Here is a 22,974-nt window from a genome sequence, read left to right on the forward strand (position 1 = left end):
AAAGCAACCCTTTCTTTTTATATAGTAAAAACTAACAACCAAATTCACTTATCAAACCTACAACAAAAATTAAAAAAGGTGCCAAAGGTGCCTGACCCCGAAAACAAACAGCCGATCTTCCACACAAATTTAAAAATCGGGGTCTGGAACCAATAAAGGGGTCTGACCCCTTTTATACGTTCAAGTTTTTTCTACCTGTGAATAACTTTTTTCGCTATTTTTCGTCATCCACAGCACTTATCGACAAGGTTTACACAGTATCTTGTGTTGTGGAAAACTTTTCTCCACAATTTGTGGTAGTTGTGGATAATATCAAAAAGCAATTGCAACACAAGGATTTTTTTGATATTATTATTGTGTTTTCACTCTTAATAAATGGTTGACCGAAAATAGTTTTCCACAGACTGTGGATAAGATGTGGATAGTTATCCAAGGGTGTGTGTAAGTATTTGTCCACAGGTGTGGTTTTTTGTCGAAAACTACTTTTCTACTATATAATATCTTTTTCACAGTATACGAATGAATAAACATACAACGGGTGTTTTTCTAGCAGAGTGTTTGTTGAACAAAACTTGTACAGATAAGCACCTTTTTCTATTGTAAAAAGGTTGCCAGACACAAACGAAAGGGGGATTCATGATGAAAAATATTTCTGATCTATGGGTCAAAGCGCTAAATCAGATAGAGAAAAAAATAAGCAAACCAAGCTTTGAAACATGGTTGAAGAGTACAAAAGCTCATTCATTGCAGGGAGATAATCTCGTCATCACTGCACCAAATGAATTTGCACGTGACTGGCTCGAGTCCAGGTATTCCGGTCTTATCGGAGAAACCATCTCTGATATCACAGGTGAAGAATTATCCATCAAATTTATTATTCCTCAAAACCAAGCAGATGAAGAGATCGAAATAAAAACTCCTCCTGCAAAAGTGAAAAAAGACGATGATATGATCGAAATTCCGCAAAATATGCTGAATCCGAAGTACACATTCGACACATTCGTCATCGGTTCTGGAAACAGATTTGCCCACGCCGCATCTTTGGCAGTGGCAGAAGCTCCAGCTAAAGCCTATAATCCACTATTCATTTATGGGGGAGTAGGACTAGGAAAAACTCACTTAATGCATGCAATCGGCCATTATGTAATTGAGCATAATCCTGCAGCAAAGGTGGTCTATTTATCATCTGAAAAATTCACCAATGAATTCATTAATTCCATCCGGGACAACAAGGCTGTCGATTTTCGCAATAAATATCGAAATGTCGATGTGTTGCTTATTGATGATATTCAGTTCCTTGCCGGAAAAGAACAAACCCAAGAAGAATTTTTCCATACATTCAATACATTGCACGAAGAAAGCAAACAGATTGTCATCTCCAGTGACAGGCCTCCAAAAGAGATTCCAACATTGGAAGACCGCCTGCGATCCCGCTTTGAATGGGGTCTGATCACAGACATTACACCGCCAGATTTGGAAACCCGTATTGCTATCTTACGTAAGAAAGCAAAAGCAGAAGGGCTGGATATTCCAAATGAAGTGATGCTTTACATTGCCAATCAAATTGATTCCAATATTCGTGAACTAGAAGGGGCGCTCATCAGAGTGGTTGCCTATTCTTCCTTGATCAATAAGGATATTAATGCTGATTTGGCAGCAGAAGCACTCAAGGACATCATTCCAAGCTCTAGGCCAAGAGTGGTGACCATTCATGACATTCAACGGACCGTTGGAGAAGAGTACAATGTGAAATTAGAGGATTTTAAAGCAAAGAAGCGAACCAAATCGATTGCTTTCCCTCGACAAATCGCCATGTACCTATCAAGAGAACTTACGGATTATTCTTTGCCTAAAATAGGAGAGGAATTCGGAGGGCGAGATCATACAACGGTTATTCATGCCCATGAAAAGATCTCCAATCTGGTAAAAACAGATACAAATTTACAGAAACAGATACAATCAATTGCTGATTCTTTAAAAAGTTAATTAGAAGTTAAATAGAGCAATAGTGGAAACTGTGTATAAGTGGTGCTTGGTTAAACACAGGTTATTCACATGTGGATATCTACTCTTTGTAACAGAAAAGGGACTTATCCACATAATCACAGCCCCTACTATTACTTCTACTAGTTTTTTATTAATAAAATATATAAATAGACCTGCCCATTAAGGAGGATTACGATGAAATTTATTATCCAACGCGACAAGCTGGTTCAAAGCGTTCAAGACGTACTAAAAGCAGTATCTTCACGGACAACCATTCCTATTTTGACTGGAATAAAGATTGTCGCTACAGAAGAAGGAGTTACCCTAACTGGAAGTGATTCTGATATCTCCATTGAATCTTTCATTCCTTGTGAAGAAGATGGATCTGAAAATGTTGAAGTAAAAACGGCTGGAAGTGTTGTGCTGCAAGCCCGCTTCTTTAGTGAAATCATTAAGAAACTTCCAATGGATACAGTCGAAATCGAAGTACAAAACCAGTATGTAACAACCATCCGTTCTGGTAAATCAGAGTTTAACCTAAATGGTCAGGATGCTGCAGAATACCCGCATCTGCCACAAGTAGAGGAGCAAAACGTTTTCCGTGTTCCAACAGATCTACTGAAAAATATTATTCGACAAACTGTCTTTGCAGTGTCCACCTCAGAAACACGCCCTATCTTGACAGGTGTAAACTGGAAGCTTGAAAACCACGAACTCATCTGTATTGCAACAGATAGCCATCGCTTGGCTTTACGCAAAGCAAAGGTAGAAGCAGAGAACGATATTACCTGCAATGTTGTTATTCCGGGTAAGAGCTTGAATGAATTAAATAAAATTTTAGATGATACGAACGAATTGCTTGATATCGTTGTGACAGAGAACCAGGTGCTTTTTAAAGCAAAAAATATCCTTTTCTTCTCACGTCTGCTTGACGGAAACTATCCGGATACGTCCAGATTGATTCCTGCAGAAAGCAAAACAGATATTACGGTAACAACGAAAGAGTTTCTACAAGCGATCGATCGTGCGAGCCTACTTGCAAGAGAGGGACGAAACAATGTAGTAAAGCTTGCTACGTTAGAGTCTGATACGCTTGAAGTTTCTTCTAACTCTCCAGAAGTCGGAAAAGTAGTAGAACAAGTTCAAAGCAATTCCATTGATGGAGAAGAGCTGAAAATTTCTTTTAGCGCAAAATATATGATGGATGCCCTAAAGGCCCTTGAAGGAAACGAGATATTAATTAATTTCACTGGTGCGATGAGACCGTTTGTCATCAAAACATTGCATGATGATTCCATGCTTCAACTTATCCTGCCAGTCAGAACGTACTAATAAACATAAGCCCTGAAAGCTACTAGTGACCATTCCTAGTGGCTTTCTTTTCTATATGGAGAAGTTCTAGTACAATAGGAAGTAGACAATAAGGGAATAGTAAAAGAAAATCTGATCCCTAAAAAGAAAGTGAGCGCGAAATAATGACAGAAATTCAAATATCAACAGAAATGATTACACTTGGACAATTTTTAAAGTTGGCCGATGTCATCCAATCAGGTGGAATGGCAAAATGGTTTCTTTCAGAATATGAAGTAAAGGTGAACGGAGAGCTTGAAGACAGAAGAGGAAGAAAACTGAAAGTACAGGATGTAATTGAAATAGACGGTCATGGAAAATATGTCGTTGTTTCCTGATGAGTTGGTGATACGGATTGTATATTGAAGAATTGACGTTGAGACACTATCGCAATTATGAAAGTTTGCATGCCGTATTTGAAAACGGTGTGAATGTCATATTAGGTGAAAACGCACAAGGAAAGACAAATGTGATGGAATCCATCTATGTATTGGCAATGGCAAAATCACACAGGACGTCCAATGATAAAGATCTTATCAGATGGGACGAAGAGTATGGTAAAATAGAAGGTAGGATACATAAACGGAATGGAGAGTTGCCGCTGCAACTAGTCATAAGTAAAAAAGGGAAAAAAGCAAAGATCAATCATATTGAACAAACCAAATTAAGTCAGTATATCGGAAATATGAATATCGTCATGTTTGCACCTGAGGATCTTACGCTTGTAAAAGGTAGTCCTCAGGTGAGACGACGTTTTATAGATATGGAACTTGGACAAGTTTCACCGCGGTATATGCATGACCTGTCAAGGTACCTAAAAGTACTTCAGCAGCGGAATCATTACTTAAAGCAGTTACAGACGAGAAAGCAAAAAGATGAAACTATGCTGTTTGTATTAACAGAGCAGCTGATTGAATTGGCTGCGAGCGTGACGGAAAAGAGGCAGGAGTTTGTTCAATTGCTGCAAAGCTGGGCTCAGCCAATTCATAAAAGCATCAGCCGTGATTTAGAAGAATTGACTATTATCTACAAACCATCCATTGATTATGTATCAGAAACAACAAACTTGTCGAAAATGATAGAAGCATATAACGAAAAGTTTGATAAAATAAAAGATAGAGAAATTGAAAGAGGCGTGACACTATTTGGTCCCCATCGTGATGACCTGCTCTTTCAAGTGAACGGAAAAGATGTCCAGACATTTGGATCACAAGGACAACAGCGCACGACAGCTCTGTCGCTGAAGCTTGCAGAAATAGATCTCATTCACTCGGTAGTAGGGGAATATCCCATTCTGCTCCTTGATGACGTATTATCTGAGCTGGATGATTATCGACAGTCCCATCTCTTAAACACCATTCAGGGAAAGGTCCAAACCTTCGTTACGACAACGAGTGTGGATGGAATCGACCATCAAACGTTGAAACAAGCGGCTACGTATGAGGTAGTCTCAGGTACAATCAAGAAACGAAATTGAGGTGAAGGCTCATGTATTTACATATTGGAGAAGAAGTAATGGTGCGAGCTTCTAAAATTATCGCTATTTTAGATCGCAGGCTCCTCCAATCCGACTGGAAAGATACCCTGCCGGAAGTTGCGGACAAATCCATTAAAAATATCAGTAAACATGACATCAAATCAATCGTGATTACCGAAGAGAACATATACCTTTCTCCCCTAGCCTCGACAACCTTGAAAAAAAGAATGGATACCTCGATTGAGGAGTTACTCTTTTAGAGAAACTGCCTGTTATAGGTGTGGATGTTGCCTATAGGGACAACCCCCGCCAACAAATAACGAAGTCTATTGTGTAGAAATAAAAAGTGAAGGTGATAGATATGACGATGGACCAAAAAGAATTGCAAGAAAACAACTATGATGAAAGTAATATACAGGTACTCGAAGGCCTTGAAGCCGTAAGAAAACGACCAGGTATGTACATCGGTTCCACTAGTGCCAAAGGTTTGCACCACTTAGTGTGGGAGATTGTCGATAACAGTATCGATGAAGCATTGGCAGGATATTGCTCTGAGATTAATGTGGTCGTAGAAAAAGACAACAGCATCACCGTAAAAGATAATGGCCGTGGAATTCCAGTCGGTATCCATGAGAAAATGGGCCGTCCGGCAGTAGAAGTAATCATGACTGTACTTCATGCAGGTGGAAAATTCGGCGGTGGCGGTTATAAAGTTTCCGGAGGTCTGCACGGGGTTGGTGCATCCGTAGTTAACGCACTTTCCTCTGAGCTTAAGATTTATGTCCATCGCGACGGAAATATCCATTACCAGCAATTTAATAAAGGGGTACCGAATGAGGACCTGAAAATAATCGGCGAAACGGATGTTACAGGAACGATTATTCATTTTGTTCCCGATGAAGAAATTTTCACTGAAACAAAAGAATATGACTACGATACGTTAGCACACCGTCTACGTGAGCTTGCGTTCTTAAATAAAGGATTACGCATCACCATTGAAGATAAGCGTGAAGAAACACCGAAGAAAAATGAATACCACTATGAGGGCGGGATCGCTTCTTATGTAGAGCATTTAAACCGAACAAAAGAAGTCATTCATGAGGAAGTTGTCTTTGTAGAGGGAGAAAAGGACGGCATCTCTATTGAAGTGGCACTTCAGTACAATGACAGTTACACTAGCAATCTGTACTCTTTTGCCAACAACATCAACACCTATGAGGGTGGAACGCATGAATCAGGCTTTAAAACGGCATTGACGAGAGTAATCAATGACTATGCCCGCAAAAACAATATTTTCAAAGATGCGGACAGCAACCTGACAGGGGAAGATGTTCGAGAAGGTTTGACAGCTATCGTCTCCATCAAGCATCCAGATCCACAGTTTGAAGGCCAGACGAAAACAAAATTAGGAAACAGTGAAGCAAGAACGGTTACTGATTCTGTTTTTACGGAAAAATTCGAAGGCTTCCTTCTTGAGAACCCTTCTGCAGCAAGAAAAATTGTAGAAAAAGGCTTAATGGCTTCGCGAGCAAGAATGGCAGCCAAAAAGGCAAGGGAACTTACAAGAAGAAAAAGTGCATTGGAAATCTCCAGTCTTCCTGGTAAATTGGCTGACTGCTCCTCTAAAGATCCATCTATCAGCGAAATATATGTGGTAGAGGGAGATTCTGCCGGAGGATCAGCTAAGCAAGGCCGAGACCGTCACTTCCAGGCAATCCTACCTTTACGCGGTAAAATCATTAACGTTGAAAAGGCGCGTCTTGACAAAATTTTATCCAACAATGAGGTTCGTGCCATCATCACTGCACTTGGAACTGGAATTGGAGAGGATTTTGACATTTCCCGTGCACGTTACCATAAAATCGTGATCATGACGGATGCCGATGTCGATGGCGCTCATATTAGAACGCTATTATTGACATTCTTCTACCGTTACATGCGCCAAATCATCGAACATGGATATATCTACATTGCCCAGCCACCACTATACAAAATTCAGCAGGGTAAAAAGATCGAGTACGCTTATAATGACCGTCAGCTTGAAGAGATCCTTGCCACCATGTCCGATCAGCCTAAAGCGGGTATCCAGCGCTATAAAGGATTAGGGGAGATGAACCCTGAGCAGCTTTGGGAAACGACAATGGATCCAGTTTCTAGAACATTGCTACAGGTAAGCCTGCAAGATGCAATTGAAGCGGATGAAACATTTGAGATTCTAATGGGTGATAAAGTAGAGCCAAGAAGAAACTTTATCCAAGACAATGCCCGTTATGTGAAAAACCTGGATATCTAATTTCAGAATCCAATAAAAAAGCGGGGTAGTGTCATGCTATCCTGTCTTTTACATAGAGAAGAGCGAAAGCGAATGTAGTCATGAACTCACATTTCGCAAGGAGGTTCGTTATTATGTCTGAGAGGTCCTCAGTTAAAGAAATAAATATCAGTCAGGAAATGAGAACATCCTTCCTGGACTATGCCATGAGTGTAATCGTATCTCGTGCCCTGCCGGATGTACGAGACGGATTGAAACCTGTACACCGACGTATTTTGTACGCGATGAATGATTTAGGCATGACATCCGATAAAGCCTATAAAAAGTCCGCCCGTATCGTAGGGGAAGTAATCGGGAAGTACCATCCACATGGTGACTCTGCGGTTTATGACACGATGGTACGTATGGCACAGGACTTTAACTTCCGTTACATGCTGATTGACGGCCACGGAAACTTTGGATCTGTCGATGGTGACGCAGCAGCTGCCATGCGTTATACGGAAGCAAGAATGTCGAAGATCTCGATGGAGATACTTCGCGATATCAATAAAGACACCATTGATTACCAAGATAACTATGATGGTTCCGAGAGAGAGCCAGTTGTATTGCCTGCACGTTTTCCAAACTTGCTTGTAAACGGTGCTTCCGGTATCGCAGTTGGGATGGCAACCAATATCCCACCTCACCAGCTGGGAGAGATCATTGACGGAGTACTTGCTGTAAGTAAGGACCCTGACATTACCATTCCCGAGTTAATGGAAATCATTCCTGGTCCAGACTTCCCGACGGCAGGACAAATTCTGGGCAGAAGCGGAATCAGAAGAGCCTATGAAACGGGCCGCGGCTCCATTACTGTTCGTGCGAAAGTGGAAATCGAAACAAAGCCGAATGGCAGAGAAGTCATCCTTGTTCATGAACTTCCTTACCAGGTTAATAAAGCAAAACTGATTGAGAAGATTGCGGACCTTGTTCGTGATAAGAAAATAGAAGGCATCTCTGACTTGCGCGATGAATCAGACCGTAATGGTATGCGTATCGTTATGGAAGTCAAAAAAGATGCAAACGCCAATGTCCTTTTAAATAACTTATACAAGCAGACTTCCCTTCAAACAAGCTTTGGTATTAACCTGCTTGCACTAGTAAACGGGGAACCGAAAGTATTAAACTTGAAACAATGTCTGTATTACTACCTGGAACATCAAAAAGTCGTAATCAAGCGCCGTACGGCATTCGAATTGCGTAAAGCGGAAGCAAGAGCACACATCTTAGAAGGTCTGCGTATTGCCTTAGATCACTTAGATGCTGTTATCACCTTGATCCGTAGCTCTCAAACGGCTGATATTGCCCGTGAAGGATTAATGACCGAATTCTCTCTATCTGAGAAACAAGCACAAGCTATTCTAGACATGCGTCTACAACGTCTAACTGGCTTAGAGCGTGAAAAGATAGAAGAAGAATACCAAGGGCTTATGCAGCTTATTGCTGAACTAAAAGCCATTCTTGCAGATGAAGAAAAAGTACTGGAAATTATCCGTGAAGAACTAACAGAAGTTAAAGACCGTTTCAATGACACTCGTCGTACAGAGATAATGGTCGGCGGCTTTGAAAATATTGAAGATGAGGATTTAATTCCACGTCAAAATGTCGTGATCACCCTTACGCATAATGGCTATATTAAGCGTCTGCCTCTTTCTACTTACCGTAGCCAGCGTAGAGGAGGTCGTGGAATTCAAGGGATGGGAACCAATGAGAATGACTTTGTTGAACATCTATTGACCACTTCCACTCACGATACGTTACTATTCTTTACAAACAAAGGGAAAGTGTACCGAGCAAAAGGTTACGAGATCCCAGAATTCAGCCGAACAGCAAAAGGAATTCCAATCATCAACTTGCTTGAGGTGGAAAAAGGAGAATGGGTCAACGCCATTATCCCGGTGGAAGACTTTGTGGATGACTGGTATTTATTCTTTACAACCAAGCATGGAATATCCAAGCGTTCTCCGTTATCTCAATTCGCCAATATCCGTAAAGGCGGTTTAATTGCACTAGGATTACGTGAAAGCGATGAGTTAATCTCAGTAAAATTAACCGACGGCACGAAAGAGATGATCATTGGAACGAAAAAGGGAATGCTCATTCGTTTCCATGAAACGGACGTACGTTCCATGGGTAGGACGGCAACGGGAGTAAAAGGTATCTCCATTTCCGAGAATGATGAAGTGGTAGGAATGGAACTTCTAGATGAAGGCCTTGATGTGTTGGTTGTAACCAAAAACGGTTACGGTAAACGTACTCCGGCAGAAGAGTACCGTGTCCAAAGCCGTGGAGGAAAAGGAATCAAAACATGTAACATCACCGAGCGTAACGGTGAGCTAGTTTCTGTTAAGACCGTAACCACTGAAGAAGACCTAATGCTGATCACGGCAAGTGGCGTCTTGATCCGTATGTCTGTCGATGGAATCTCACAAATGGGTCGAAACACCCAAGGAGTGAAGCTGATTCGTCTTGCAGAGAATGAATTTGTGACAACAGTCGCAAGAGTGGATAAAGAAGACGAGCCAGAAGATGGTACGGAAGATACAGAAATGGAAGAAGGAAATTCCACAGAAGAAGTCGAAGAATAAGAATAGCAAAGTAAATGATCAACTCTAAGAGAGGAGCACTTTCATGTGTTCCTCTTTGTTTATAAGGAGAGAGCGTTCATGTTAGTGAAAACCGAACAGCTGGTGGAAGGATGTATTCTGGCACAAGAAATAAAAGCACTCACTTCAAAGCCGATTATGCCAAAGAGAACCGTCCTGACTAACCAACACATCGAAATATTAGAATCTTTCTTAGTGGAAAAAGTAGAAATAGAAGCATTCCTTTCAAACGGCCAGCCCTTTAATCCTCAATTGTTAACGATGATTGAAGAAAAGCCAAAAGAAGATTCCTTCTTGCAGATGTACTTAAAAGCAACCCAAGCCTACAAAAAGATGTATGAAGCATGGGGATCAGGAGCACCGATTGATTACAGTGCCGTTCGAAAAACAATCATTCCTTTAATTGAAAAATCCCTTCACTATCAAGAAGAAGTCTTCTCCCTTTACCATTACACAAATGAAGAAGATTATATCTATCATCATTCTGTCGCGGTAGCCATCATAGCTTCTGCAATCGCAAAGTCACTTGGCTATAAAAAGAAAGACATCATTCAAGTCGGCATTGCCGGTTACTTAATGGATTGCGGCATGTCACGCATCGATCAGAAAATCTTAAAAAATGTTGCGGTCCTGAGAAAAGAGGAGTTTGCGCAAATAAAAGAACATCCAATCTTCAGTTACCAAATGGTAAGCAAACAACCAGTAATACAAGATGAAATAAAACTAGCTGTATTACAGCATCATGAGCGCTACGATAAAACCGGTTACCCTTTTGGCTTATCAGAAGACAAAATACATACTTACACGAAGATACTGGCAGTAGCAGACGTATTTCATGCAATGACATCACCAAGGAAGTACCGCAGCAAGCAATCGCCGTTTAAAGTAATCGAGCAGCTGAAACATGAAACCTTTGGCAAGTATGACCTCTCTATCGTTCAAGCTCTTACTTCTAATGTATGCAGCTTTAGCATCGGCGACAAAGTAAAGCTTTCCAACAATAAAATTGCAGAAGTCGCCTTTATCGACCCGCAATACCCATCCAGGCCGATGGTGAGAGAAATTGAATCAGATCAATTCCTTACCCTGAATCAAGAATTGGATATTTATATAGAAGAAGTTTTAAAATAAATAAGTTGAAAAGAATGAAGGGAATCTATTAGGTTTCCTTCGTTTTTTAGGTTTAAAAGACAACCAAAAACCTAAAAAGTAGACTAGCAAAAAAGAAAATAAAAATATATTAAAAAAGTAATTGCATCCCTATTCCACCCATGCTATAATCAATCAAGTCAGCAACGACAACGAGTTGCATCTTACATAACTATCGAAAAAAGATAATAAAAAGATGTTGACTTAAAACGAAATAAATGATATATTAGTGAAGTCGCTTTTGAAAGGCGTCAACACAAAAGAGTTCTTTGAAAACTAAACAAAACAACAGCGTCATAACGTCGGTTCTACGGAACACGACAAAATGATTTTAAGTAACACAAGCTAGCAAATTTTGAGCAAAAGCTCAGACTCTTTATTGGAGAGTTTGATCCTGGCTCAGGACGAACGCTGGCGGCGTGCCTAATACATGCAAGTCGAGCGGACCTTTTAAAAGCTTGCTTTTGAAAGGTCAGCGGCGGACGGGTGAGTAACACGTGGGCAACCTGCCTGTAAGACTGGGATAACTTCGGGAAACCGGAGCTAATACCGGATAATATAAGGAACCTCCTGGTTCTTTATTGAAAGATGGTTTCGGCTATCACTTACAGATGGGCCCGCGGCGCATTAGCTAGTTGGTGAGGTAACGGCTCACCAAGGCGACGATGCGTAGCCGACCTGAGAGGGTGATCGGCCACACTGGGACTGAGACACGGCCCAGACTCCTACGGGAGGCAGCAGTAGGGAATCTTCCACAATGGACGAAAGTCTGATGGAGCAACGCCGCGTGAGCGATGAAGGCCTTCGGGTCGTAAAGCTCTGTTGTTAGGGAAGAACAAGTGCGAGAGTAACTGCTCGCACCTTGACGGTACCTAACCAGAAAGCCACGGCTAACTACGTGCCAGCAGCCGCGGTAATACGTAGGTGGCAAGCGTTGTCCGGAATTATTGGGCGTAAAGCGCGCGCAGGTGGTCCTTTAAGTCTGATGTGAAAGCCCACGGCTCAACCGTGGAGGGTCATTGGAAACTGGGGGACTTGAGTGCAGAAGAGGAAAGTGGAATTCCAAGTGTAGCGGTGAAATGCGTAGAGATTTGGAGGAACACCAGTGGCGAAGGCGACTTTCTGGTCTGTAACTGACACTGAGGCGCGAAAGCGTGGGGAGCAAACAGGATTAGATACCCTGGTAGTCCACGCCGTAAACGATGAGTGCTAAGTGTTAGAGGGTTTCCGCCCTTTAGTGCTGCAGCTAACGCATTAAGCACTCCGCCTGGGGAGTACGGTCGCAAGACTGAAACTCAAAGGAATTGACGGGGGCCCGCACAAGCGGTGGAGCATGTGGTTTAATTCGAAGCAACGCGAAGAACCTTACCAGGTCTTGACATCCTCTGACACTCCTAGAGATAGGACGTTCCCCTTCGGGGGACAGAGTGACAGGTGGTGCATGGTTGTCGTCAGCTCGTGTCGTGAGATGTTGGGTTAAGTCCCGCAACGAGCGCAACCCTTGATCTTAGTTGCCAGCATTCAGTTGGGCACTCTAAGGTGACTGCCGGTGACAAACCGGAGGAAGGTGGGGATGACGTCAAATCATCATGCCCCTTATGACCTGGGCTACACACGTGCTACAATGGACGGTACAAAGGGCAGCAAAACCGCGAGGTCGAGCCAATCCCATAAAACCGTTCTCAGTTCGGATTGCAGGCTGCAACTCGCCTGCATGAAGCCGGAATCGCTAGTAATCGCGGATCAGCATGCCGCGGTGAATACGTTCCCGGGCCTTGTACACACCGCCCGTCACACCACGAGAGTTTGTAACACCCGAAGTCGGTGGGGTAACCTTTTGGAGCCAGCCGCCTAAGGTGGGACAGATGATTGGGGTGAAGTCGTAACAAGGTAGCCGTATCGGAAGGTGCGGCTGGATCACCTCCTTTCTAAGGAATGTACGCTTGTTGTTTTGTTTAGTTTTGAGAGATCTCTCTCATAGATAGTCGGGGCCTATAGCTCAGCTGGTTAGAGCGCACGCCTGATAAGCGTGAGGTCGGTGGTTCGAGTCCACTTAGGCCCACCATTTTTTAATTATAGAACTTTTATGGGGCCTTAGCTCAGCTGGGAGAGCGCCTGCTTTGCACGCAGGAGGTCAGCGGTTCGATCCCGCTAGGCTCCACCAAGATGTTTTCACTCCGTGAAAATTATCATCCATAGACAATTCTTACGAATTGTCATATAAGATAAATCATTCGATTTATCCTTGTTGTTCCTTGAAAACTAGATAATGTAACTAATATCAAGATATTCACAAAATATCGTTCATCTTAGTAATTTTCTTTATAGATATCATCGCTGATATCGACACATGACCATATTGGTCAACGGTTAAGTTATTAAGGGCGCACGGTGGATGCCTTGGCACTAGGAGCCGATGAAGGACGGGACTAACACCGATATGCTTCGGGGAGCTGTAAGTAAGCTTTGATCCGGAGATTTCCGAATGGGGAAACCCACTGCTCGTAATGGAGCAGTATCCTTATCTGAATACATAGGGTATGGAAGGCAGACCCGGGGAACTGAAACATCTTAGTACCCGGAGGAAGAGAAAGCAAACGCGATTTCCTGAGTAGCGGCGAGCGAAACGGAATTAGCCCAAACCAAGAGGCTTGCCTCTTGGGGTTGTAGGACACTCAACATGGAGTTACAAAGGAACGGGGTAAATGAAGCGACCTGGAAAGGTCCGTCATAGAAGGTAAAAACCCTGTAGTTGAAACTTCGTTCCCTCCTGAGTGGATCCTGAGTACGGCGGGACACGAGAAATCCCGTCGGAAGCAGGGAGGACCATCTCCCAAGGCTAAATACTCCCTAGTGACCGATAGTGAACCAGTACCGTGAGGGAAAGGTGAAAAGCACCCCGGAAGGGGAGTGAAATAGATCCTGAAACCGTGTGCCTACAAGTAGTTAGAGCCCGTTAATGGGTGATAGCGTGCCTTTTGTAGAATGAACCGGCGAGTTACGATTACGTGCAAGGTTAAGTCGATGAGACGGAGCCGTAGCGAAAGCGAGTCTGAATAGGGCGCATGAGTACGTGGTCGTAGACCCGAAACCAGGTGATCTACCCATGTCCAGGGTGAAGTTCAGGTAACACTGAATGGAGGCCCGAACCGACTCACGTTGAAAAGTGAGCGGATGAGGTGTGGGTAGGGGTGAAATGCCAATCGAACCTGGAGATAGCTGGTTCTCTCCGAAATAGCTTTAGGGCTAGCCTCATGTGTTAGAGTCTTGGAGGTAGAGCACTGATTGGACTAGGGGTCCTCATCGGATTACCGAATTCAGTCAAACTCCGAATGCCAAAGACTTATCCATGGGAGTCAGACTGCGAGTGATAAGATCCGTAGTCAAGAGGGAAACAGCCCAGACCGCCAGCTAAGGTCCCCAAGTATACGTTAAGTGGAAAAGGATGTGGAGTTGCTTAGACAACCAGGATGTTGGCTTAGAAGCAGCCACCATTTAAAGAGTGCGTAATAGCTCACTGGTCGAGTGACTCTGCGCCGAAAATGTACCGGGGCTAAACGTATCACCGAAGCTGCGGACTGTTCTTACGAACAGTGGTAGGAGAGCGTTCTAAGGGCGTTGAAGCTAGACCGTAAGGACTGGTGGAGCGCTTAGAAGTGAGAATGCCGGTATGAGTAGCGAAAGAAGGGTGAGAATCCCTTCCACCGAATGCCTAAGGTTTCCTGAGGAAGGCTCGTCCGCTCAGGGTTAGTCGGGACCTAAGCCGAGGCCGAAAGGCGTAGGCGATGGATAACAGGTTGATATTCCTGTACCACCTCCACTCCGTTTGAGCAATGGGGGGACGCAGAAGGATAGGGTAAGCGCGCTGTTGGATATGCGCGTCTAAGCAGTAAGGCTGAGAAGTAGGCAAATCCGCTTCTCGATAAGGCTGAGCTGTGATAGCGAGGGAAATATAGTACCGAAGTTCCTGATTTCACACTGCCAAGAAAAGCCTCTAGCGAGGAGTATGGTGCCCGTACCGCAAACCGACACAGGTAGGCGAGGAGAGAATCCTAAGGTGAGCGAGAGAACTCTGGTTAAGGAACTCGGCAAAATGACCCCGTAACTTCGGGAGAAGGGGTGCTCTGTTAGGGTGTTAAAGCCCGAGAGAGCCGCAGTGAATAGGCCCAGGCGACTGTTTAGCAAAAACACAGGTCTCTGCGAAGCCGTAAGGCGAAGTATAGGGGCTGACGCCTGCCCGGTGCTGGAAGGTTAAGGGGAGAGGTTAGCGCAAGCGAAGCTTTGAACCGAAGCCCCAGTAAACGGCGGCCGTAACTATAACGGTCCTAAGGTAGCGAAATTCCTTGTCGGGTAAGTTCCGACCCGCACGAAAGGCGTAACGATCTGGGCACTGTCTCAACCAGAGACTCGGTGAAATTATAGTACCTGTGAAGATGCAGGTTACCCGCGACAGGACGGAAAGACCCCGTGGAGCTTTACTGTAGCCTGATATTGAATTTTGGTACAGCTTGTACAGGATAGGTAGGAGCCTGAGAAGCCGGAGCGCTAGCTTCGGTGGAGGCGTCGGTGGGATACTACCCTGGCTGTATTGAAATTCTAACCCGCAGCCCTTATCGGGCTGGGAGACAGTGTCAGGTGGGCAGTTTGACTGGGGCGGTCGCCTCCTAAAGAGTAACGGAGGCGCCCAAAGGTTCCCTCAGAATGGTTGGAAATCATTCGCAGAGTGTAAAGGCACAAGGGAGCTTGACTGCGAGACCTACAAGTCGAGCAGGGACGAAAGTCGGGCTTAGTGATCCGGTGGTTCCGCATGGAAGGGCCATCGCTCAACGGATAAAAGCTACCCCGGGGATAACAGGCTTATCTCCCCCAAGAGTCCACATCGACGGGGAGGTTTGGCACCTCGATGTCGGCTCATCGCATCCTGGGGCTGTAGTCGGTCCCAAGGGTTGGGCTGTTCGCCCATTAAAGCGGTACGCGAGCTGGGTTCAGAACGTCGTGAGACAGTTCGGTCCCTATCCGTCGTGGGCGCAGGAAATTTGAGAGGAGCTGTCCTTAGTACGAGAGGACCGGGATGGACGCACCGCTGGTGTACCAGTTGTCTTGCCAAAGGCATAGCTGGGTAGCTACGTGCGGACGGGATAAGTGCTGAAAGCATCTAAGCATGAAGCCCCCCTCAAGATGAGATTTCCTTTTACTTCGGTAAGTAAGATCCCTGAAAGATGATCAGGTAGATAGGTTCGAGGTGGAAGCATGGTGACATGTGCAGCTGACGAATACTAATCGATCGAGGACTTAACCCAAATAAGTATTGAAATAAGTGAACGATATGAATATCTTGATAAGAACACATTATCTAGTTTTGAAGGATCAACCTTCAACTGAATATGTCTGGTAATGATGGCGAAGAGGCCACACCCGTTCCCATACCGAACACGGAAGTTAAGCTCTTCAGCGCCGATGGTAGTTGGGGGATCTCCCCCTGTGAGAGTAGGACGTTGCCAGGCAATTTTAATGGGAAACCAGTGCTTATTTATTTAGGCACTGGTTTTTTGTGTTTTCTTTATGGAGAATGGTGGCGAAACAATGACAGAGTCCTTGGGTAAGAGGAGGATTTGTCATTGTAGAGGGTGAACGGCGCCAAAGCAACGAAGAAAAAGGAAGTTTTGTCACCGTAGAGGCGGAACAGCGCCAATACAAATGGAGTCATGAGTTCTGTCATCGTATAGTAATAGCGAACCCCCTTGCCCCACCACCAGGCCTATCATACCCGGCCCGCCCTAAGCTTACCGATGCCCCGCAACAAGTACCCCGCCCCCCGCCCTCCCATTCAATCAATCCCAAACGCACCCACCAAATACTCATGCAGATAAAAAGGAATTTTTGCAGATGTTGTTTCTAAAAACTGCTGGATCAAGGATAGATCGCTGCTGGTAAATGTATGAAGCAATTCGCCCCACCATTCTGTTTCGTATCGGCAAATCATGCTCAAGTTGTATAAAATTAGATAATGGTTAAGTATTTCCGGAAAAATAGTGAGCTTTTCTTTTTTTCTTGGAATAAACAAGGCCTCCTGTTCCAAGTGGAATAATAATGGCGAACAGTTGAGCGGCCCCTGGTTTTTGCTGCATTTAAAAAGAAGCTGGTTGTTTTTTTGTGAGTCAAATTCATAACTTGTCTGTTTTTGAAAGTACTGTTTAAATCGGTCTTGGGTCATTTTATAATCGTCTAAAATGGTTAGAGGGACTTTAATAAACTCATCTGTCATTTTTCCAACGGGAAGAAAAGGTGTTTTATTTTTGTTAATTTTTATGGTTCTTTCTAATTCAGGTATGGTAAATAGTAACTCTTGCATAGAAAATTTTGTTCCTTCTATTTGTTTCACATGGAACATTTTGTCGCTAAAGTGCGAGAATAGTCCGTTTTTCTGGATTTTCACTTCATCTTGAATAAATTCGTAACTTTGTTTTTTACGTTTTCTTGTTGAAACGCCATGAGCCAAAACAGACGTGGATTCTGGGTAGAGGGGGTCCACGGTTAATAGACAAGCTTTTATCAATTGAACCATTCCATAAAACAAGAGGACTGGTTTAATGGAAGTGGGAGTATTGCTTGACTGTTGAAGGTATGTGAGCCCATGCTCCACGTAATAGATAAAGCTATAGGCGTTGTGATAGCTCTTTTGTTCGGAATGCTCAACCTGTTGATTTTGATAACAATTTTTTAGTAATTTCTGTGCGGTTTCAACGGATTGAAAAGGGGAGAATAAATGTAAGTATGGAGCTGTCAATGAATCCACGTCCTCATAAAAAATAGTATAGTTAGAATAATTAGAAAAAATAAACTTATGTTACCATCCTTGACAGTATTTTGTCCAGTTGATACTCTACTATAAATATTATCGAGTTTAAGAAGGGGGAAAATTTTGTCATGTGGGAAAATAAATTTGCTAAAGAAGGCTTAACATTTGATGATGTTCTTTTGGTTCCATCCAAGTCTGAGGTATTACCAAGGGATGTAGATTTAAAAGTGAAGTTAACAGAGACATTGCAATTAAACATTCCGATTATCAGTGCAGGGATGGATACAGTGACAGAAGCGGAGATGGCGATTGCGATGGCACGCCAAGGAGGCTTAGGTATTATTCACAAGAACATGTCCATTGAACAGCAGGCAGAACAAGTGGATAAGGTGAAACGTTCTGAACGTGGCGTTATTACTGATCCGTTCTTCTTAACCCCTGAGCATCAAGTATTTGATGCGGAGCACTTGATGGGGAAATACAGAATCTCTGGAGTTCCTATCGTTAATAACAAAGAAGAGTTAAAACTTGTTGGTATCCTGACAAACCGTGATCTTCGATTCATTCAGGATTTCTCCATTCCCATTTCAGATGTCATGACAAAAGAAAACCTTGTAACTGCTTCTGTAGGAACAACTTTACAAGAAGCAGAAAGCATCTTGCAAAAGTATAAGATTGAAAAGCTTCCTCTTGTAGATGAAGCTGGCGTATTAAAAGGACTTATTACGATTAAAGATATAGAGAAAGTCATTGAATTCCCTCACTCTGCTAAAGATGACCAAGGACGTTTATTGGTTGGTGCAGCAGTAGGTGTAACTGGAGATACGATGCTTCGCGTTGAGAAGTTGGTACAAAAGAGCGTGGATGCTATTGTAGTGGATACGGCACATGGCCATTCTCAAGGTGTTCTTGATACGGTGAGAAAAATAAGAGACAAATATCCGAACTTGAACATTATCGCCGGGAATGTTGCAACAGCAGAAGCTACAAGAGATTTAGTAGAAGCTGGAGCGAATGTAGTGAAGGTAGGTATCGGGCCGGGCTCCATTTGTACGACTCGAGTAGTGGCCGGTGTAGGCGTCCCGCAAATCACTGCAGTATATGATTGCGCAACAGAGGCACGTAAGCTTGGAGTTTCCGTTATTGCAGACGGTGGAATCAAGTATTCCGGTGACATTGTAAAAGCACTTGCTGCTGGTGGACATGCCGTTATGCTGGGCAGTATGTTGGGTGGTACATCAGAAAGCCCTGGGGATACAGAAATTTTCCAAGGCAGACGTTTTAAAGTCTACCGCGGCATGGGCTCTGTTGGGGCGATGGAAAAAGGAAGTAAAGATCGTTATTTCCAAGAAGATAATAAAAAGTTCGTTCCAGAAGGTATTGAAGGACGCATTCCTTATAAAGGACCTGTTGCAGACACTATTTACCAAATGGTTGGCGGTCTGCGGTCCGGCATGGGGTATTGCGGTACAAAAGACTTACAAGCATTAAGAGAAAATGCACAATTTGTGAAAATGACAGGTGCCGGGCTTCGTGAAAGCCATCCGCATGATGTACAAATCACGAAAGAATCCCCTAACTATTCCGTTTAAGGAAGGGGCATAGGAGATTAGTCTTATATACGGACAGAGAAAGAAGTGGTCTTTCTCTGTCTATTTTTTTTGGACATAGTGTGATAAAATAACGACTATGTGAAAAAAATCTGGAGGTAAGACAAGGTGAAAAGAAGCTTTAAACAATTGTTCGTCGGTTTATTAGTACTTACGCTTATGGTTTCAATATTTCCTGGTAAATCTGCTCAAGCAGAAGAAAATGATTTCCTGAATATAAACGCGAAAGCTGCTATATTAATAGAATTTAGTACAGGAAAAATTATCTATCAAAAAAATGTAGATGAGGCACTTCCTGTTGCAAGTATGACAAAGATGATGACAGAGTACTTACTTCTTGAAGCAATTGAAGAAGGGAAATTGGATTGGTCCAAAGAAGTGATTCTGAGTGACTATGCACAAGCGATCTCTCAAAAGTATCCTGAGTTATCCAATGTCCCTATGAGAAAGCAAGAACCGTATACGATTAAAGAACTTTATGAAGCAATGGCAATCTATTCTGCGAACGGAGCTACCATTGCATTAGCTGAGGCTATTGCAGGGTCAGAAACGAAATTTGTAGAAATGATGAATGCGAAAGCGGAAGAAATAGGTTTAGAGAATTACAATTTCGTTAACTCTACAGGATTAAACAATGAGGATCTTGCTGTCGGTGGAGTCCCTATGCACCCTGAAGGAACGGATGCTAATGAAGAAACGACCCTTTCGGCTAAGGACACTGCAAGATTAGCACACCGTCTACTTACTGATTATCCTGAAATCTTAGATACAGCAAGCATTCCATTTAAAGTGTTCAGAGAAGGTACACCTGATGCCATCGATATGCCGAACTGGAATAAGATGTTGTTCACAGAAGAGTTAAAGGTACAATTTGAAGGAATTGACGGATTGAAGACTGGTTCTACAGATGCAGCTGGGTTCAACTTTACCGGTACTGCTGAAAGAGACGGAATGAGAGTAATATCTGTCGTAATGAACACAACAAACGATGAAGGTGTCTCTACAGAGATTTCCCGTTTTATTGAAACGAAAAAACTTATGACTCATGCATTCGGTAGTTACTCTGTACAAGAATTGTTTCCTGGCGAGTATCAAATTGAAGGCGAGTCCATCCTTCCTGTAACAAAAGGGAAAGAAGACAAAGTAGAAATTCATACAAAAGAACCATTCAAGACACTTGTCAAAGATGGCAATAAAGATAACTTTAAACCTCAATTTGAAATCAACGAAAAGCTCCTGAACGAAGAAGGAGAATTAACAGCTCCGGTAAAAGAAGGAGATAGCGTTGGTGTAATGAAAGTGACTCAAGAAGGCGGCCAAGATTATGGCTATCTTTTCGGTAACGATCAAGAAGGTGCAACAGTAGAGTTGGTAACAAAAGAAGGCGTGGAAAAAGCGAACTGGTTCGTATTATCCATGCGTGCAGTTGGTGGATTCTTTTCCGATCTTTGGTCCACAGTAGCTGGAGCAGTTAAAGGATTATTTTAATTAATGAATGTATAATGCTTGAAGGCCCATCTTCACAGAGGATGGACTTTCAGGCATTTTCCTTATAAATGAAGGATGGGTAATTTCATTTATCGGGGAAATACTACCTGAAGATTAAGGGTTTCACAAAAGCCGAATCTTTCTAAATAGTGGCAGGGTAATCTTTCGATATTTTATTAGGATTTTTCTAAAATTTAAGGTAAAATAAAGAGCGTGTTAGTAAATTATATGGACTTGCTCCATTTTATGAAAAAATTATTTTATACATATAGGGGGACTTATCGATGACACATCAAACAGGTACAGATCGTGTAAAACGTGGAATGGCAGAAATGCAAAAAGGCGGCGTTATCATGGACGTTGTCAATGCTGAGCAGGCGAAAATTGCAGAAGAAGCTGGTGCAGTTGCTGTAATGGCATTAGAGCGTGTTCCTGCTGATATCCGTGCAGCTGGTGGAGTTGCCCGAATGGCAGATCCAACGATTGTGGACGAAGTAATGAAAGCTGTATCTATTCCGGTAATGGCTAAAGCTCGTATCGGACATATCGTAGAAGCGCGCGTATTGGAAGCAATGGGTGTGGATTACATCGATGAGAGTGAAGTATTGACTCCAGCGGATGAGGAATATCACTTGGACAAGCGTCAATACAAAGTACCATTCGTATGTGGTTGCCGTGACCTTGGAGAAGCTGCTCGCCGTATTGGTGAAGGTGCATCTATGCTTCGTACTAAAGGTGAGCCAGGAACAGGAAACATCGTGGAAGCGGTTCGTCACATCCGTAAAGTGAACGCACAAGTTCGCAAAGTGGTTGGAATGAACGAAGATGAATTGATGACAGAAGCTAAGCTTTTAGGCGCTCCATTTGAGTTGCTTCTTGAAATCAAGCGTACTGGTAAACTTCCGGTAGTAAACTTCGCAGCAGGCGGAATTGCAACTCCAGCTGATGCAGCGTTGATGATGCAATTGGGTTCTGACGGGGTATTTGTTGGATCGGGTATCTTCAAATCCGAAAACCCTGCGAAATTTGCCCGTGCTATCGTGGAAGCGACTACTCATTACCAAGATTATGAACTAATTGCAAGCCTGTCCAAAGGATTGGGTACAGCGATGAAAGGCATCGAAATTTCTACACTATTACCTGAAAATCGCATGCAAGAGCGTGGCTGGTAAGTAAAGGAGTTTTAACGTATGGTGAAAGTTGGGGTCTTAGGACTTCAAGGTGCGGTTCGGGAACATGTTAGATCCATCGAGGCATCTGGAGCAGAAGCAGTAGTAGTAAAAAGAGCAGAACAGCTCTCTGAAATAGACGGCCTGATCATACCGGGAGGCGAAAGCACGACGATGCGCCGACTGATTGATAAGTATTCATTCATGGAGCCTTTGCGCGAATTCGGTGCAAGCGGCAAGCCTGTTTTTGGTACATGTGCCGGTCTCATTTTAATTGCAAATGAAATTGTTGGCTATGATGAGCCACACTTGGCATTTATGGATGCGAAGGTGGAGCGTAACTCATTCGGACGTCAGGTAGACAGCTTTGAAGCAAAACTGGATATTGCAGGGATAGCAGAAGATTTTGTCGGCGTATTCATCCGTGCTCCACATATTGTAGAAGTGGGAGAAGATGTTGAGGTTCTCTGTAAGCATAACGGCCGTATCGTAGCTGCTCGTCAAGGTCAGTTCTTAGGTTGTTCGTTCCATCCAGAATTGACGGATGACCACCGTATTACACAGTATTTCGTCAATATGGTGAAAGAGTCCAAGTAAATTTAGGTATAAAACTATTGCAAGTATGAGAAACTTGTAGTAGATTATCTAATAAGAAAATATTGTTAAAGCGTTGATAGGAAAAAGTAGCAGGTTGCCCATACTTTTAGAGAGTCGGTGGTTGGTGAGAACCGATGTATGACATTTGCGAATCCATCCTTGAGCACTTGGCCGAATTGCCTCTAGCAGGCATAGTAAGTCAATTCGGTAAGATTATTACCGTTATCGAATGAAGTGGGAGAAGGCGTTATGTCTTTTTCAACAAGGGTGGCAACACGGGAATATAACTCTCGTCCCTATTTAGGGGACGGGGGTTTTTTGTGTTCTCAAGATTCCTGCGGAACTCCCTGTTGATTTCCGTTCCAGGTATTCTCTTTCCGCGGGGCGTGAGCTTGAGCCTCCTCACAACGCTTCAGGGGTCTCAACCTACCG

At 43.3% G+C, this 22,974-nt stretch carries 13 protein-coding genes, 2 tRNA genes, 3 rRNA genes and 1 other annotated feature; of the genes, 17 read left to right on the forward strand and 1 reads right to left on the reverse strand.

Annotation, left to right across the window (positions count from 1 at the left end):
• The first annotated feature begins 639 nt into the window (after positions 1 to 639).
• The 13 genes from dnaA to rrf all read left to right on the forward strand — a co-directional run bounded on the left by dnaA (position 640) and on the right by rrf (position 16,383).
• Positions 640 to 1,986 (forward strand): chromosomal replication initiator protein DnaA, encoded by a 1,347-nt coding sequence (dnaA, locus tag K7887_RS00005; RefSeq protein ID WP_010197890.1) that lies wholly within the window; start codon positions 640 to 642, stop codon positions 1,984 to 1,986.
• Between the two features lie 195 nt (positions 1,987 to 2,181).
• A complete protein-coding gene (dnaN, locus tag K7887_RS00010) occupies positions 2,182 to 3,318 on the forward strand; it encodes a DNA polymerase III subunit beta (protein ID WP_010197892.1) in 1,137 nt (378 codons plus the stop codon).
• Between the two features lie 140 nt (positions 3,319 to 3,458).
• The gene (yaaA, locus tag K7887_RS00015; RefSeq protein ID WP_392396780.1) at positions 3,459 to 3,674 is read left to right on the forward strand and encodes a S4 domain-containing protein YaaA; all 216 of its coding nucleotides are present in this window, start codon (positions 3,459 to 3,461) and stop codon (positions 3,672 to 3,674) included.
• Positions 3,675 to 3,691: 17 nt separating this feature from the next.
• Complete coding sequence (gene recF, locus K7887_RS00020) at positions 3,692 to 4,813, forward strand: DNA replication/repair protein RecF (RefSeq protein ID WP_223491702.1); 1,122 nt, start codon at positions 3,692 to 3,694, stop codon at positions 4,811 to 4,813.
• A gap of 11 nt (positions 4,814 to 4,824) precedes the next feature.
• Positions 4,825 to 5,073 (forward strand): extracellular matrix regulator RemB, encoded by a 249-nt coding sequence (remB, locus tag K7887_RS00025; protein WP_223491703.1) that lies wholly within the window; start codon positions 4,825 to 4,827, stop codon positions 5,071 to 5,073.
• A gap of 107 nt (positions 5,074 to 5,180) precedes the next feature.
• Positions 5,181 to 7,106 (forward strand): DNA topoisomerase (ATP-hydrolyzing) subunit B, encoded by a 1,926-nt coding sequence (gene gyrB, locus K7887_RS00030; RefSeq protein WP_223493734.1) that lies wholly within the window; start codon positions 5,181 to 5,183, stop codon positions 7,104 to 7,106.
• A 113-nt stretch (positions 7,107 to 7,219) separates the two neighbouring features.
• On the forward strand, positions 7,220 to 9,712 hold the full coding sequence (gene gyrA / locus K7887_RS00035) for a DNA gyrase subunit A (RefSeq protein ID WP_223491704.1): 2,493 nt from the start codon (positions 7,220 to 7,222) through the stop codon (positions 9,710 to 9,712).
• Positions 9,713 to 9,790: 78 nt separating this feature from the next.
• Entirely contained in the window at positions 9,791 to 10,861 is a 1,071-nt protein-coding gene (locus K7887_RS00040) for an HD-GYP domain-containing protein (protein ID WP_223491705.1), read from the forward strand.
• Positions 10,862 to 11,255: 394 nt separating this feature from the next.
• Positions 11,256 to 12,807 (forward strand): 16S ribosomal RNA (locus tag K7887_RS00045).
• Between the two features lie 60 nt (positions 12,808 to 12,867).
• Positions 12,868 to 12,944 (forward strand) — tRNA-Ile (locus K7887_RS00050).
• Positions 12,945 to 12,967: 23 nt separating this feature from the next.
• Positions 12,968 to 13,043 (forward strand) — tRNA-Ala (locus K7887_RS00055).
• A gap of 204 nt (positions 13,044 to 13,247) precedes the next feature.
• Positions 13,248 to 16,179: ribosomal RNA gene (locus K7887_RS00060) — 23S ribosomal RNA — on the forward strand.
• An 87-nt stretch (positions 16,180 to 16,266) separates the two neighbouring features.
• A 5S ribosomal RNA gene (gene rrf, locus K7887_RS00065) occupies positions 16,267 to 16,383 on the forward strand.
• The 16S, 23S and 5S rRNA genes sit together here with 2 tRNA genes alongside, the layout of an rRNA operon.
• Positions 16,384 to 16,706: 323 nt before the next feature.
• Here rrf and K7887_RS00070 read toward each other — a convergent pair.
• Complete coding sequence (locus K7887_RS00070) at positions 16,707 to 17,666, reverse strand: YaaC family protein (RefSeq protein ID WP_223491706.1); 960 nt, start codon at positions 17,664 to 17,666, stop codon at positions 16,707 to 16,709.
• Positions 17,667 to 17,806: 140 nt separating this feature from the next.
• Between K7887_RS00070 and guaB the strand changes: the two genes are divergently transcribed.
• From guaB to pdxT, 4 genes are all read left to right on the forward strand, one after another.
• Positions 17,807 to 19,270 carry an IMP dehydrogenase gene (guaB, locus tag K7887_RS00075; RefSeq protein WP_223491707.1) on the forward strand — a complete coding sequence of 488 codons (1,464 nt, stop codon included), beginning with the start codon at positions 17,807 to 17,809 and terminating at the stop codon, positions 19,268 to 19,270.
• A gap of 126 nt (positions 19,271 to 19,396) precedes the next feature.
• Positions 19,397 to 20,776, forward strand: coding sequence for a D-alanyl-D-alanine carboxypeptidase family protein (locus tag K7887_RS00080; protein ID WP_317849228.1), 1,380 nt, complete (start codon positions 19,397 to 19,399; stop codon positions 20,774 to 20,776).
• A gap of 284 nt (positions 20,777 to 21,060) precedes the next feature.
• Positions 21,061 to 21,948 (forward strand): pyridoxal 5'-phosphate synthase lyase subunit PdxS, encoded by an 888-nt coding sequence (gene pdxS / locus K7887_RS00085; protein ID WP_223491708.1) that lies wholly within the window; start codon positions 21,061 to 21,063, stop codon positions 21,946 to 21,948.
• 18 nt (positions 21,949 to 21,966) lie between these two features.
• Complete coding sequence (pdxT, locus tag K7887_RS00090) at positions 21,967 to 22,542, forward strand: pyridoxal 5'-phosphate synthase glutaminase subunit PdxT (RefSeq protein WP_223491709.1); 576 nt, start codon at positions 21,967 to 21,969, stop codon at positions 22,540 to 22,542.
• Positions 22,543 to 22,606: 64 nt separating this feature from the next.
• Positions 22,607 to 22,843: a binding site (T-box leader), on the forward strand.
• Positions 22,844 to 22,974: the final 131 nt, after the last annotated feature.

Origin of the sequence: Sutcliffiella horikoshii (genome assembly GCF_019931755.1) — a bacterium.
GTDB classification, from domain to species: domain Bacteria; phylum Bacillota; class Bacilli; order Bacillales; family Bacillaceae_I; genus Sutcliffiella_A; species Sutcliffiella_A horikoshii_E.

Bases quoted from the DNA above. Each gene is read 5' to 3' on its own strand.
- dnaA (WP_010197890.1), top strand. From the start codon at position 640: ATGAAAAATATTTCTGATCTATGGGTCAAAGCGCTAAATCAGATAGAG.
- dnaN (WP_010197892.1), top strand. From the start codon at position 2,182: ATGAAATTTATTATCCAACGCGACAAGCTGGTTCAAAGCGTTCAAGAC.
- remB (WP_223491703.1), top strand. From the start codon at position 4,825: ATGTATTTACATATTGGAGAAGAAGTAATGGTGCGAGCTTCTAAAATT.
- gyrB (WP_223493734.1), top strand. From the start codon at position 5,181: ATGGACCAAAAAGAATTGCAAGAAAACAACTATGATGAAAGTAATATA.
- gyrA (WP_223491704.1), top strand. From the start codon at position 7,220: ATGTCTGAGAGGTCCTCAGTTAAAGAAATAAATATCAGTCAGGAAATG.
- K7887_RS00040 (WP_223491705.1), top strand. From the start codon at position 9,791: ATGTTAGTGAAAACCGAACAGCTGGTGGAAGGATGTATTCTGGCACAA.
- guaB (WP_223491707.1), top strand. From the start codon at position 17,807: ATGTGGGAAAATAAATTTGCTAAAGAAGGCTTAACATTTGATGATGTT.
- pdxS (WP_223491708.1), top strand. From the start codon at position 21,061: ATGACACATCAAACAGGTACAGATCGTGTAAAACGTGGAATGGCAGAA.
- pdxT (WP_223491709.1), top strand. From the start codon at position 21,967: ATGGTGAAAGTTGGGGTCTTAGGACTTCAAGGTGCGGTTCGGGAACAT.